The organism is Clostridium sp. CM027, from assembly GCF_024730565.1.
GTDB classification, from domain to species: Bacteria; Bacillota; Clostridia; order Clostridiales; family Clostridiaceae; genus Clostridium_AD; species Clostridium_AD estertheticum_B.
In genome coordinates, this window is sequence record NZ_CP077725.1 from 709,613 (window position 1) to 723,356 (window position 13,744).

13 protein-coding genes are annotated in these 13,744 nt (G+C 30.7%); 11 read left to right on the top strand and 2 right to left on the bottom strand.

Features of this window, described 5'->3' with window-relative positions; translation table 11 throughout:
• Positions 1 to 225 precede the first annotated feature (225 nt).
• Entirely contained in the window at positions 226 to 792 is a 567-nt protein-coding gene (locus tag KTC92_RS03505; protein ID WP_220287224.1) for a hypothetical protein, read from the bottom strand.
• Between the two features lie 863 nt (positions 793 to 1,655).
• On the opposite strand from KTC92_RS03505, the gene KTC92_RS03510 reads away from it, so the two are divergent.
• The 5 genes from KTC92_RS03510 (at position 1,656) to KTC92_RS03530 (ending at position 4,631) form a co-directional block, all read left to right on the top strand.
• On the top strand, positions 1,656 to 1,961 hold the full coding sequence (locus KTC92_RS03510; RefSeq protein ID WP_220287222.1) for a recombinase family protein: 306 nt from the start codon (positions 1,656 to 1,658) through the stop codon (positions 1,959 to 1,961).
• Between the two features lie 55 nt (positions 1,962 to 2,016).
• The gene (locus KTC92_RS03515; protein WP_220287220.1) at positions 2,017 to 2,325 is read left to right on the top strand and encodes a hypothetical protein; all 309 of its coding nucleotides are present in this window, start codon (positions 2,017 to 2,019) and stop codon (positions 2,323 to 2,325) included.
• 507 nt (positions 2,326 to 2,832) lie between these two features.
• Entirely contained in the window at positions 2,833 to 2,961 is a 129-nt protein-coding gene (locus tag KTC92_RS03520; RefSeq protein WP_258280678.1) for a hypothetical protein, read from the top strand.
• A 125-nt stretch (positions 2,962 to 3,086) separates the two neighbouring features.
• Positions 3,087 to 3,281 carry a hypothetical protein gene (locus KTC92_RS03525; RefSeq protein ID WP_216303486.1) on the top strand — a complete coding sequence of 65 codons (195 nt, stop codon included), beginning with the start codon at positions 3,087 to 3,089 and terminating at the stop codon, positions 3,279 to 3,281.
• 21 nt (positions 3,282 to 3,302) lie between these two features.
• Complete coding sequence (locus KTC92_RS03530) at positions 3,303 to 4,631, top strand: VanZ family protein (protein WP_220287217.1); 1,329 nt, start codon at positions 3,303 to 3,305, stop codon at positions 4,629 to 4,631.
• A gap of 1,139 nt (positions 4,632 to 5,770) precedes the next feature.
• Here the strand turns inward: KTC92_RS03530 and KTC92_RS03535 are convergent.
• Positions 5,771 to 6,025, bottom strand: a complete 255-nt coding sequence (locus KTC92_RS03535; protein WP_216303488.1) for a hypothetical protein — start codon at positions 6,023 to 6,025, stop codon at positions 5,771 to 5,773.
• Positions 6,026 to 6,672: 647 nt separating this feature from the next.
• On the opposite strand from KTC92_RS03535, the gene KTC92_RS03540 reads away from it, so the two are divergent.
• The 6 genes from KTC92_RS03540 to KTC92_RS03565 all read left to right on the top strand — a co-directional run bounded on the left by KTC92_RS03540 (position 6,673) and on the right by KTC92_RS03565 (position 13,744).
• Positions 6,673 to 7,128, top strand: a complete 456-nt coding sequence (locus KTC92_RS03540) for a GyrI-like domain-containing protein (protein WP_216303489.1) — start codon at positions 6,673 to 6,675, stop codon at positions 7,126 to 7,128.
• Between the two features lie 1,430 nt (positions 7,129 to 8,558).
• Positions 8,559 to 9,635: a uroporphyrinogen decarboxylase family protein gene (locus tag KTC92_RS03545; protein ID WP_165414837.1), complete on the top strand. Its 1,077-nt coding sequence runs from the start codon at positions 8,559 to 8,561 to the stop codon at positions 9,633 to 9,635.
• A gap of 12 nt (positions 9,636 to 9,647) precedes the next feature.
• The gene (locus KTC92_RS03550; RefSeq protein ID WP_220287215.1) at positions 9,648 to 10,313 is read left to right on the top strand and encodes a DUF1638 domain-containing protein; all 666 of its coding nucleotides are present in this window, start codon (positions 9,648 to 9,650) and stop codon (positions 10,311 to 10,313) included.
• A 24-nt stretch (positions 10,314 to 10,337) separates the two neighbouring features.
• The gene (locus KTC92_RS03555; RefSeq protein WP_220287213.1) at positions 10,338 to 11,000 is read left to right on the top strand and encodes a corrinoid protein; all 663 of its coding nucleotides are present in this window, start codon (positions 10,338 to 10,340) and stop codon (positions 10,998 to 11,000) included.
• A 36-nt stretch (positions 11,001 to 11,036) separates the two neighbouring features.
• Complete coding sequence (locus KTC92_RS03560; RefSeq protein ID WP_220287211.1) at positions 11,037 to 12,068, top strand: uroporphyrinogen decarboxylase family protein; 1,032 nt, start codon at positions 11,037 to 11,039, stop codon at positions 12,066 to 12,068.
• Positions 12,068 to 13,744: an ASKHA domain-containing protein gene (locus tag KTC92_RS03565; RefSeq protein ID WP_220287209.1), complete on the top strand. Its 1,677-nt coding sequence runs from the start codon at positions 12,068 to 12,070 to the stop codon at positions 13,742 to 13,744. The genes KTC92_RS03560 and KTC92_RS03565 overlap by 1 nt, the downstream gene beginning before the upstream one ends.

A 13,744-nucleotide genomic window follows, 5' to 3' on the forward strand; every position in this document is an offset into this window, starting at 1 on the left:
CTATTATTATGTATACGGAACACCCTTTTGACTTGTTGTATCAGCCCGTGACACTGGATAACTATGTGGCCATATCCCTTAAAACTAATTAAATTGGCTTTGTAAATTTACGCTTTCTTTTATTTAATAAATTCTCTAAGCAAATTCTTAAGGTTACCATCCATTCAGGTTCATTTCCATTTTTCTTCTACAGAGCGTAGCAATCGCACATATCCATATAAATAACTATATCTTTTGAATATAGTTAATAATTTTAATAGTTAAATTAAAAGTTTGTTCCATTTTCTTGTAATTATCTACTATTCCATCGATCTCTATATATAAAACTTTTTCATTGAATTTTTTTCCTTTCCTAATTTCCATACAGAATAAATCTTGCGAACTTATCAAACTAATAATCTCATCATCTTTGAATAATTCAGCTAAAGTATTTTTGTTATTAGTTTTTATTATAAATTTATTAAAAATTTCATTATCGATTTTTGCATTTTCAAGTTTATTGAAATTAACAAATGGTGTATATATGCTTCCCTTTATTCTTGATTTAAAAATAAAATTGCCTTTTGTAATATAAGAAGCCGTTATCTGTGTATTCATACCTCTTTTATCATTAGCTCTCCTGTATGCTTTATAACATATGTAGCCTTCCAAATTTTTTATTTTTATACTTTGCTCTTTTATTATGTTTCCTTTTTCAAATATGCCATTGTTATCCAAAGCAAATTTTCTCCATACAGGAGAACAAGTCCAGCCGAATACATCTGATATACTTGACTTATTAATATCCAACATAAAATCACTCCTTGTCAAATTTAGTGTACTTGCTTGTATACCAATTAATTTTACTCATTTTATAATCATAAATAGCAAATTATTCATTCTGAAGCATTTCATTTTTTCACCTTTAAATATGATATTTTACGCCCAAATCAACAGGATAAAAAGAAAAAAACATAAGCACCTATAAAAAATATAATTTTATAGCTTGGAAATAAAAAGTTTTTGTAATTCACATCTACAAATATCGCTGTCAATCCTACACAAGTATTTCTTAAGGAAATCGCTTGTTTGTGATTCAGTTTACCAAAAAATGTTTGATGTTGATTCCCCGTATTGAGTTGCATCTTATATACTAAAAGAGAAATAATTATTACTAAATCAACTATAAAAATAATAATCACTATTGGTAACCTGTAGCTTTATAATATCCTGAAGCCATAAAAGTCATTTAAAAATTACTATTTTTATATTTAGATGGTTTTAAATGTCTGAGTGGGAAGGAATAAATGTTTTTCTCAAAGCATGTACAACTTTTATTCTTATGTAATTTTATTATAGTGCAATATTTACATTTTTTCAATTTATTAAATCAAAAAAAATAAGCCTTATAGTTAGTTCATAAAATGTGTGTTTTTGCCCACCCCCCCCCGGAAAGGTGGAATAAGCAAATTATCTGAAAAACTTTTTAAATATTCTATGCCAAGTTATAAATGGGTAACACCTACAAATGTGTAAAACCGATAACTTTATGGAACTTATTAATATAGTAAATAGGTTTGTTATTATTAAATTGATTCATATTCTTTAACTCTTCTATAAAAAGCATTATTTTTCATGGTAACAAACTCCATAGCTTTTGCAGCAGTTATATTGATTTGCTTCCACTATTTTTTTATGCAAGAGTAAGTAGCAAAGACCAATCTTTAGAAAGACAAGTTTCTACGGCTAAAGACCTTGGAATACAGGATGAATACATATTTATAGAAAAAGCCAGTGGTAAAGATTTTAAGAGACCTGAATACCAGTTAATGAAACGTATTCTTAGAAGTGGTGGTATTTTATACATAAAATCTCTTGACAGATTAGGAAGAAATAAGCAAATGTTCTTAGATGAGTGGAAGGATTTTACAAAAAATAAAGAAGTTGATATAATTGTTTTAGATATGCCTTTACTATGTTAATGTAAATGATTTAGTAAATAAAGCTTATACAAGTTCAAAAGGGTACGATTCTAAGATGGCAAAACATATGTCTAAGGATGTGTATACCTCTACAAATGGTTATATTATGTATGAACTGTATCAGTGTAAGAAACCTATTAAAATTTCTTTCAAGTCAACTGAAATTAATCAACATAAAATTAATGGAAAGATATTTTTATATATGATTTATGATTTTGAGATGTTTGATGCTGATGGAAAGTTAGTAACAGGTGCAATGAATAGTTCCGTTGTGTTTACAGTTACAGGAACTAATGATAATTTATACTTAGAAAAGAAACAGGAATATATGAGTGGAAATGACGTTCCTAAAATGTATAAATAATACTAATACTTGGCATCTCTGTAGCAATGGAACAAAAACGGAAATGGGAAATACAATTTACACCATTGCCGTTTAATTAGTTCTTTATTATTCAATAGGGCGTACTACCCCCTTAACATCATGGGTAAATATTCATTTAAGGTATCAGAAGAAATTAGAAAAGGTATGTTAATATCCTCGCTTACTTTAGAATCGGAAATAGAATAAATTTAATATGGTAACAGCTAATAAGTATAGTGTATTATTAACTGTTACCATATTTTTACACGTTTATAGCCGTTTTCTGTTCCGTTACTACCTGTACCACCTATAATTGGATAACAATTAAAAATAAATGTAAGAAGTTATTTGAATCTAATTATTCCGAGTTAATTTCTTGTTTTTATAATTATCATGGTATTTAATATATAATCTAGTTATGAGATTAAAAGACTCAAAAACACATTGCAAAAGACTTTATATCACGTTTAATTGTGTTAACACAATTAAACGTGATGTATTTTTAGAATGGCAGATGAGAAATGTACAGTATTAGGAATTAGGATTGATACGGAAGAACGTAAAAGGTTTGATGAGTTTGTAGGAAAAAAAGGTCAAAACACCCATTTAAAAAGATTAGATGATTTTTTCTATTAATCCATATTAATGAACCGACAGCTTCGTTAGATGCACAGGGTGAATATGAACTATTTAATAATTTTAAAGAGCTTATAAAAGATACAAATAGTATTATAGTTTCACATAGGTTCTCAACAGCAAAGATGGCTGATAAAATTATTGTTATAGAGCAAGGGGAAGTTGTAGAAATAGGATGTCATGAAGAGCTTATTAGAGATAAGGGTATATATTATAGATTGTATAGGATTCAATCAGAATCATATGAAGAGAGTTTTATAGTAGATAATATAAGACAGGTTGATGTAGAAATGAAAGACTGTACAATATCAGTTGGTTAAAAAATAAACAACAAATTATAAGTGAGAGTGATTAGAGTGGAGCAGAAGTCAAAGTATAAGAGTATATCAAAATTTATAATTATATGTATTTTTGTAGCATATATTGCAATAATATTTAAGATAGTTGTATTTAAATATCCTGGATCTATACATATATTTTCAACAAGAGCAGCTAGTTTAAGACGCTTAAATTTAATTCCATTTAAGCTATGGGTTGATTTCTTTGAAAATGCATCCAGTCTGGGATGGGCATGGGCTATATCTAATTTATTTGGTAACATAATAATATTTATTCCACTAGGATATTTATTACCTTTAATCTTAAAAAAGGCTAAGAGTATATTGCCGGTAGCATGTATGTCATTTGTATTTAGCTTAGTGCTTGAGTCTTTACAATATGTATTAGCAATAGGGAGTTCTGATATTGATGATATTATTTTAAATACATTAGGTGGAGTAATAGGATATTTGTGTTATAAAGTAGTTACTAAAATATTAGTAACTAATAAAAAAATATGTATAGGTACAATAACACTAACAGTTTTATTTTTAGTAAGTGGATTTACAGTTGCAAAGGCTGAATTCGGAAATATGATTGGAATAACAAAATTTGAGCACGAAGTAATCGGAGGAGATGTTATACCAGAATCAAGGGTCGATTATATAGGAGCTTTTATTAGTTATGATGCTAATATTATAAATATGTATGATGGTATGATTGTAGATAGCAATGTAGACACTTCATTAATGGAAAAATTAAATGTAAAAGTTAATGAAGATACAAAGATATATCTAAATACAATGGAAAGTAAAAAAAATAAAATGACTACTGAATATAATGAATATACGGACTCAGTAAGTAGTATAGAAAAAAATTCTACTTTATCTATTTGGGGGAAAAAGGTAGAGGGTAAGATAGTAGCGGAAATAATTGTTATACAAAAACCAATCATAAATCAAGAAGGGTCTACTATAAGTCATACAGAGGATAAAAGAAATAAGAAGACTACAGACAATAAATCAAAAGATGATATTCAAATTCCAGAAGCGAAGTCTGATATAGAAGGTTGCTTTAAAGAGTATGAAAATGCTGTAATAACAATTAACCGTATAGATAATTTCGAAAGTGGGGAGTCTACTATTTCCGTTTCATCCGATAATAAGGTGAAAATAAAAGTACAGGATGATACAAATTATATTATTAAAGTTATAACTTCAGCAGGAGAAGTAAGGTCTATAAAATCAACTTCTATAGATGATATGAAAAAGGGCGACAAGTTAGATGTTTGGGGAGAAAGTTCTGATGGAGCACTAATAGCTGATAAGATAGTAATTATAAGGATGGAATAAAATTAATATTAGCAAACTCTCCATAGTAAAGTAAAAACCCTGGTAGCATATCAGAAATACAATATTTAAAAGATAAAATAATAAAAAATAGACAATGATAATTTTATAATAGAGTAGAAACAAGAATATATATAAGAAAAAGATGTACCGATTGAATTATAATAATCCTATAAGTGGAATTTAAAGAGTAACAGGATATTTAAGTTTGGATGAAAGATTTGGACTAGGTAAATATCATGAAAGACAAGATAGGAGATCACATACAGGAACTGATAAAAATAATTATCAAGTTTTATAAAAGATATACCTAGCAGGGTGATTCGTGTTGATTAACATGAATTACCCTGCTTTTGAAGTTGATTAATTAGAAAAACAGGAACCCACTGATAACAGAATTTATGAAATATATATGGATAAAAATATAGTAAAATCAAGATAATAATAACTTAAGTTTCGGAGCATAGAGTAATTCTTTCTTCCTAAACCACGCCAGTATACGCTTAATAATTCTAAATTTCTTTCTGATAATAAAGTATATCTCTCTTTATTTCCTTTACCACTTCTAATTCTAATCTTCATGTCATTAATTTAACTAGAATCGATGCACGCCGTCGGGTACCCAAAAAAGGACTAGCTTTATCATTAGTAGCTCTTAGTTTACCATGGTTTGAGGGACGAAAACACTGGGAAGCTTAGAGAGTCTTATGCTGAAGCTTGTTCTCTTTTTGGGTGACGGTATACGTGCCCAGACCTTGTCCTTCCAAATTCCCTATACTACTAGTAGCTATAAAATATAATAATTATTATAATAAGGTTTTATAAAATATATATACTATAATAATATTTCGATATCCAAGAAGGAAAACACGAAGACTAATTACTTTTTTAAAATTTGTAGGATGCTGGTAAATGGACGAGTTTGTGACCTCTACTATAAATTTATTTTTTTGAAATTCTAAATTTTCAGAACTGAAAATAGCCAAAGTGATGATAGAAAGAAAGGTGTAATCATAACAAATTCTTCAGGCAAATTAGATTTACAACATATTTATATTTTGGATAAAGAAAATAACATACTATACGAAAAAACATTCCAGTAAAAATAAAAGGATAGCTTTTAAAATCTATCCTTCATATTCTTACCATGTCATGTTAGGCGACTTAATAGTTCCATCAAAATTACCATAGTAACTATCCATAAAATAATTTGCACTCAAACCATACCAAAAAGTACCTGCAGGCCTACCGTAAATACATGCAGTGGCCGATGCAAAATTCTTATTATAATTTCTACTATAACCCGATTTTATAATTTTATAATTATTATTAAATACGTAAGCATGTGATGAACTTATGATTGCAAAAAAACCTAATTGCTCTTGACTCTCATTCAACCCGTTAACAACCTTCTCAATGTCTTTTCCTAAATTACTAACAGTAAAAATTTGTATTTAATGCTAACTAATAACTCCATATTTTTAGATTGAGTATCTGCAAGTGACTTTTATACTGTTCCACTTCAACTTTATATTTTTTATATTCCTCAAGTATTCCTGTAAGAGGGGTAGTAACCGCAAAGCCAGTTATTTACAGTTGGATATTATTATTTGAATATTGCGAGTTAGAATTAATATGTAAAAGTTCTACCTCAAAAAAGTATATAACATCAGTGTAAATCATTGATATACCAAGGATTTAATCACTAAATGATAAAGCTCTTATTTTTTTGCTCAAAACAAGTTAGTTAAAGTAGAATTATAGTATTGATAACACTAACTAAGCGAGAGATAAAAATGGCGATAATTCTGATTATGATTTAGTAGATAACATGAGACCTTTGAAAGTAATTTAACATTACTCCGATAATGGGTATAATATTCCTAAAAGTTACGTCAAATTGATAAATTAATGCGTCATATAAAGTATTAATAAACACATGTAAGTGGTAATTTAGTAATTTAAAAAAATGTCTTGTTTTCTATTTTAAAGCATTATATGATGTTTATAGACATCGATGTACTTTATAAAGAAAGGAAGAATTATGAATATAGAAATTGAAAAAACTTCATTTTATAGAATTGCTTATATAAGGCAGGTTGGATCTTATGGGCAGAATAATATTAAAGTAATGGAAAAATTAAAGAAATGGGCTAAGTCTAATGGACTGCTTAATGAGCAATCTATCATACTAGGAATTGCCCATGATAACCCTAAAATAGTAGAACCTGAAAATTGTCGTTATGACACAGGTCTCGTTATTTCAAATGATTATTGCATTAGTGATGATTATATTAGTGATGGTAACATTCTTGGAGGAAAATATGCAGTTTTTAAAATAAGACATACAGCTGAAGAAGTTCAAAAAGCGTGGCTTGCAATTTTTCCGGAATTATTCAAGAAAGGGTATCAACTGGATGAGGCAAGACCTATTCTTGAAAGGTATAAAACTGAAATGGTTAAAAACCATTTTTGTGAAATTTGTGTACCAATTAACTAAAATTTAGTTTTAATAATTTATAGGTTATAGAATTTAATAAAATACGTAAGTCTTACGCATTAGTTGTGTCCCATTCTTCATACTTTACATCATAACAGCCACGAAATAGTAGTTCCGTTTTTGATTTATAGTTCATCAAAAATGGAGAATACTGTCTTATGGCTGTTTTTTTCACGAATCGTCTCAATACCCCATATATTTAATAACTGTTTTATTGCATCAGCGTCTTGGGAATATATGCTTAACCGGGCGAATTTACGCTTTGCGGTTTCTACCCCAATAACATCTCCATCCTAAAGCATTATCAAATATATATGATGCTATAAGCAATGTATTCTTGAATTTCAAATCCATTTATTTACATGCTTATAGCCGTTTTTGGTTCCGTTACTACATATACCCATAGTAGGTTGAAAACAAAAAAACAGATCCTGCTGTAGTGCAGTAGGATCTGTTTCCCTTGGGGGAAGGGGAAATAATTTCATTTGCTTTAGACAAGTTTACTGACTGCTACTAAGATTAAATAGAATGATGAATGCTTAGGTACTTTAATAGATTAGTTTACTTTTGGGCAGTGAGTAGGATTGTCCAAAGCTTCATTTGTGACCTAGAGTAGTGAAAGAGCTTGTGCCACATCAGGTTTTAGTATGAAGAATGAAGGAGAAAATATGCTGTGGATCAGCCTTTGACTGCGGAGTAAAATAATTAATGTTTTAAAATATATTTACAATGTAACGATTAAGGCTGTAAAGTGCTTAGTTTAACAATTTAAATCTTTAAGATGTCAATTTCAATATAAATTAAATTTATGATGTCCTAAACAATCAATATTATTCATCAAGTGAGTGGTTATTACTATCATAAATTCACTCCTAAAAAGTGTCCCTGAGAACACAAAATCAATGTACTCCATTTATAATATATCAGATAAAACAATACATTCAAATATACAATAAGGGAAAAGGCGTTAGTTTAATTTGATATAAACCTTTATATATCAACGCTTTATGTTGCTTTTATGAATGTAAGGTTTTGCTTAAAAGATTACATTCGTACATAAGAATTTAAAACTTGAGATTTATAAAAATAATCTGATCTATGAATTCAGCAAGTGAAATAATTACATTTATGTAACTACACTTTCCTTAGCGTACGAAATAACATTTTTGCTGACGATACCCCAACATTATATTTTTCTTTTAATTTCCGGACATTTTATATTGCAATCTACATTCTCAAAGGTTTGAGTCACAAAAAGTTGACAAAGTAGTATATTACTAATATAATACCCATTAAACATATAGGTATTATAAAAAAATTAATGAGGTTCACCAGAAAACTGGAGGATGAAATTATTTCTAAATTATAGAAGCTGTTTTGACCTTTTTATTTATATTTTAAACAAATAAATCAAGAAAGGAAATGAAAATATGAATAGGCAAAATTTAAAAGATGAAATGACTCCAAAAGAAAGAGCGGAAGCAATAGCAAAAGGTAAGTCTTACGATAGAATTCAATGTGGACCTAGTATTGGTGATCATGCTGCAAATCTTATAAATGTAAAGGTGTCTGAACTTCATTTTTCAGTAGAAAAATTTTTACAGGGACAAATTGCAGCAAATGAAAAATATGCCATTGAGTCAACCATTATCGGGCCAGGCCTTGGAGGAATCGCAGAAGCATTGGGAAGTAAACTTGTTTTCCCTGACCATGGGGCTCCTTATGTTGCAGATTACGCAATAAAGAACTTTTCGGATTTGGACAAGATTTCCTTGGCAGATCCTCAAAAGTCCGGTAGGTTCCCCTTTATTTTACAGACTGCTGAAGCTCTTGTAGATAAGTTAGGAAAAGAAATACCAGTTTCTGTTGGAATTCCAGGACCTTTTACAACTGCAGGAAATCTTAGAGGTACAGTAAATTTCTTACGAGATTTAAGAAAAAATCCAGAATTTGCACATAGGATTCTTAGACTTGTAACAGATACAACTATTGCGTTTATTAAGGAAGTGGCTAAGCGTGATGTGAGCATAGAAATTGATGAACCAACTGCTTCAGGGGCTTTAATAAGTAAGGACATGTTTGCAAAATTTACTTTGCCATATTTAAAAGAGGTTATTGATGCAATTATCAGTTCTGGTAAAAGTGCTCCTTCCCTACACATTTGCGGAAATACAACAAAGATTTGGACACTTATGGCAGATGCCGGGGCAGGCGCTTTAAGTCTTGATGAAACTATAGATTTAAAAGAAGCAAAAAAGGTTATAGGTCACAGAGTAATCCTTGTAGGCAATGTGAAGCCTACGGCCACCATGTATTTGGGTACTCCTCAAGATGTTGAAAGAGAAGCAAAGGAATGTCTTAGAAAAGCTTATGACAGTCCAAAGGGATATATTCTTGCTTTAGGTTGTGGTTTGCCAATAGATACTCCGCCTGAAAATATTCTTTCCTTACGTGCTGCAGCTAGGAAATACGGCAAATATCCATTTGATCCTGAACTTTTTAGATAAGGGGGTATTTATATGACTATGAAAATTATTGCTTGTGAGGTTATGAAAAAAGAGTTGCTTTCTATAACTCCAGTACTTGATGTTGAATTTGAGTTTATATCTATGAATCTACATCTTTATCCTGAAAAACTTAGGAAAGAATTGCAGTGCATAATTGAAAGATCAACAGGGTATTCGAGAATTATTTTAGCTTTCGGCTTGTGCGGTGGGGCAGCTAAGGGTTTGGTGCCCACCCATTGCACTCTAACAATACCTAAAGTACACGATTGTATTTCAATTTTTCTTGATTCAGGTAAATTAAATCAAGGTATTTATGAAAAGAAAACAGGTACCTTTTATTTATCTTGTGGTTATATGAACTCAGAGAAATCAATACTTGCTGAGCACAATCGTATTAAAGATAAATATGGTGAAAAGAAAGCTCTAAAAGTCCTCTCAAGAATGTATGAAGGTTATAACCAGATATTGTTTATTAAAACCGGTTGTTGCAGCGAAAAGGCTGATATTGAACAATCCGAAGAAATAGCAAAACTGCTTAACCTAAGTCATGACACAATTAAAGGAAGTGATACTTTTATTGAACAGATTGTAAAAGGTCCATGGGACAATGATAAATTTATAAATATAAGTCCCGGGGGTATTGTTAAAGAGGATGATTTTAATATTGGTATAAAATAATGCACTAAAAATGGAGGGTATAAAATGTCAGATAATAAAGAAATATTATTTAAGAAACTAGCGGAATCAGTGGTTGATATGGATGAAGATGTAGCAATAGCTATTTCAAAAGAGGTAATTGCGCAGAAGTATGATGCATTTGAAGCAATTGATAAAGGATTATCAGCAGGTATGGAAAGAGCAGGAGAGCTTTTTGAGGAAGAAGAATATTTTATTCCAGAGCTTTTAATGTGTTCCGATGCAATGTATGCAGGACTTGATATTTTAAAACCACATATAAAAATAGATAAAAATGAAGTGAAACACAAGGTTATTATAGGTGTAGTTGAGGGAGATACTCATGATATAGGGAAAAATCTTGTAAAGATTATGCTTGAGACTTCAGGCTTTGATGTTATTGATCTTGGAAGAGACGTTCCACCTTCAATATTTGTAGAAAGAGCGAAAGAGGAAAATGCAAATATAATAGCACTTTCAACTTTAATGACTACAACTATGGATAACATGGCAGAAGTTATAAGAAGTTTAGACAAGCAAAATATCAGGGATAAATTTAAGATTATGATAGGTGGAGGTCCAATTTCACAAGGGTTTGCGGATAGAATTGGAGCAGACGGGTATTCGGTAAATGCAGCAGAAGCTGTAAGACTGGCAAGGAAATTAGTTGCTGCTTCAATTGTAGTCTAATTACTTTTTAAAATTAAAAAGAAAAGAGGGTTAAAAATGGAAGTACTTACTCAAAAAGAAAGATTGCTAAGAGTTTTAAATAAAGAAAAAGTAGATAGGCCTCCTGTTATTTGCCCAGGGGGAATGATGAATGCGGCTATAATAGATGTAATGAAAAAAACCGGGCATACTTTGCCTCAGGCACATAAGGATGGTAAGCTTATGTGCTTGCTTTCAAAGGATGTTCATACTCATACAGGCTTTGAAAACTTGGGGATTCCATTTTGTATGACTGTAGAAGCTGAGGTTCTTGGAAGTAAAGTAGATTTTGGAACACTTGCCTGTGAACCTAAAATTATTACAGAAGTATTTTCTTCCGTTTCAAATGTAGAATTTAAAAATATAAGTGAAATTCTTAAAAACGGACGTGTTGATACCATTATCCAGGCAGTTTATTATATATCAAAGCAAAATGATGACGTGCCTGTAATTGGCAGTTTGACTGGACCTATAAGTACTTCTGCCTCTATGGTTGACCCAATGACATTTTTGAAGGAGTTAAGAAAGAATAAAGAAGGATCACATAAAGTTATTGATTATGTAACAGATTTTTTAATAGAGTATGCAAAACTTATGATTGATAACGGAGTTACTGTTATATCCATTGCAGATCCTACAGCAACTGGAGAAATACTTGGACCTAAAATGTTTGAAGAATATGCTGTAAGATATTTAAATAAGCTTATCAATGGTATTCATTCTTTGAATGTACCTGTTATAGTTCATATTTGTGGTAAATTAAATGCTGTAAAAAATCTGTTGCCCAATATAAAATGCAATGCTATAAGCACAGATTCACTAGTGAATTTGCGTATTCTTAAAGAAGAGTACCCGTCTCTTACTACTATGGGGAATTTAAGTACCTACCTATTAGAATTTGGTTCTACAGAGAAAGTTGCCAGTCAAACTGAGAAGCTTTTGCGAGATGGTATAAATATTATATCTCCTGCATGTGGTTTAAGTACTTCTTCGTCTCTTGAAAATATATATACTTTTACGAAAACAGTTAGGGAAGGAAGTGTAAAATAATGGTACAAGTAAAATTTGTTCCGGATAATATAACAATTAGTGTTGAAGTTGGAACTACAATTCTTCAAGCAGCGCGACTTGCAGGGGTCGTAATAGAGTCCCCTTGTAATGCAGCTGTAACCTGTGGTAAATGCAAGGTAAAGCTTGATAACATCTCAATAAAGAATGTAATTTCAAATGGAGTACATCATTTATCCAAAGAAGAAGAGAAGGCAGGATTTGTATTATCCTGTGCTACAAAAGTTATAGGGGATGTTTTAGTTGAGGTAACTCGTAAGGAACAAAATGAAAGCTTAAAAATTCTAAATCATGGCAAAAGTTTTGAATTTAAAATTAACCCTATAATTAAAAAGAAGTATTTTGATGATGAAGGCGTAACGAGAGTATATGCAGGGGAACAAATTATTGGAATTGAAGCAAATAATACGGAAAATAAGAATTTTGGTGTTGTAGTTGATATTGGTACAACTACCATGGTTGCTTCTCTTATAGATTTATTTAATGGAGTGGAAATTAGTTCAACTTCTTGTCTAAATCCACAAGCAATTCATGCACAGGATGTTTTGTCGAGAATAAAGTTTGCATCTGAGGAAAAGAACTTAAATACCATGTATAGTGGTGTTACTCGTGAAATTAAAAATATGATAAGTGAAATAAGTAAAAATGCAGGTATAGCCAATGAAAATATCTATGAGGTTATTCTAAGCGGAAACACTTGTATGTTACATCTAGCAACAAATATAAACCCTAGTTCGCTTGGTAGGTATCCTTATACTCCTAAAATTTTTGGCGGGAACCATGTTGAAGCGTTGCATCATGACTTTAATATTTCCCCTTTTGGACTAATATATCTTCCACCTATAATTTCTGCTTATGTTGGATCAGACATAACATCAGGTATCCTTGCAGCTAAATTATATGAAAAAGATGGTGTTACACTTTTTGTGGATATTGGGACAAATGGTGAGATGGTTCTAAGTTTAGACGGAGAATTATCTGCGGCCTCCACTGCTGCAGGCCCCGCCTTTGAAGGAATGAATATAACTCATGGCATGAGGGCGTCTAATGGTGCTATAGAGTTTTTCAATATAGAAGATGACGGAAACATAACTGTCAAAACAATTGGTGATGACAAAGCAATTGGAATTTGTGGAAGTGGACTTTTAGACATTGTTGGTGAGCTTGTTAAACATGGAGTAATTAAGAAAAATGGTAAGTTTGTTGATACAGATAAAGAAGAAGTGAAACCTCTATTGAAGGAAAAGATAGTTAAACATGAAGGCAAAACGGTATTTAAAATAACTGATAAAGTTTACTTATCACAAAAGGATATAAGGCAAGTACAGCTTGCAAAAGGTGCAGTTAGGGCTGGAATAGAATTTTTACTGAGGAGTAAAGACATTACGGCTAATAAAGTAGACAAAGTACTGATTGCAGGGTCTTTTGGCTACCACCTCAGAGCAAAAAGTTTAATAAATATAGGTCTACTACCCTTAGAACTTGAAGACAAAATTGACTTTGTCGGAAATACTTCAAAATCTGGAGGGCAAATATTTTTATTAAATAAGTCTTATAGGAAGGAAATGGAGACAGTAGTTAAAAAGGTTGATATTATTGAACTTTCAAACTATGAAGACTTTGATAAAGTTTTTGTACAAAGCTTGAGCTTTAGATAG

Bases quoted from the DNA above. Each gene is read 5' to 3' on its own strand.
- KTC92_RS03540 (WP_216303489.1), top strand. From the start codon at position 6,673: ATGAATATAGAAATTGAAAAAACTTCATTTTATAGAATTGCTTATATA.
- KTC92_RS03505 (WP_220287224.1), bottom strand. From the start codon at position 792: ATGTTGGATATTAATAAGTCAAGTATATCAGATGTATTCGGCTGGACT.
- KTC92_RS03550 (WP_220287215.1), top strand. From the start codon at position 9,648: ATGACTATGAAAATTATTGCTTGTGAGGTTATGAAAAAAGAGTTGCTT.
- KTC92_RS03565 (WP_220287209.1), top strand. From the start codon at position 12,068: ATGGTACAAGTAAAATTTGTTCCGGATAATATAACAATTAGTGTTGAA.
- KTC92_RS03555 (WP_220287213.1), top strand. From the start codon at position 10,338: ATGTCAGATAATAAAGAAATATTATTTAAGAAACTAGCGGAATCAGTG.
- KTC92_RS03560 (WP_220287211.1), top strand. From the start codon at position 11,037: ATGGAAGTACTTACTCAAAAAGAAAGATTGCTAAGAGTTTTAAATAAA.
- KTC92_RS03525 (WP_216303486.1), top strand. From the start codon at position 3,087: ATGGCTGATAAAATTATTGTTATAGAGCAAGGGGAAGTTGTAGAAATA.
- KTC92_RS03545 (WP_165414837.1), top strand. From the start codon at position 8,559: ATGAATAGGCAAAATTTAAAAGATGAAATGACTCCAAAAGAAAGAGCG.
- KTC92_RS03520 (WP_258280678.1), top strand. From the start codon at position 2,833: ATGGCAGATGAGAAATGTACAGTATTAGGAATTAGGATTGATACGGAA.
- KTC92_RS03515 (WP_220287220.1), top strand. From the start codon at position 2,017: ATGGCAAAACATATGTCTAAGGATGTGTATACCTCTACAAATGGTTAT.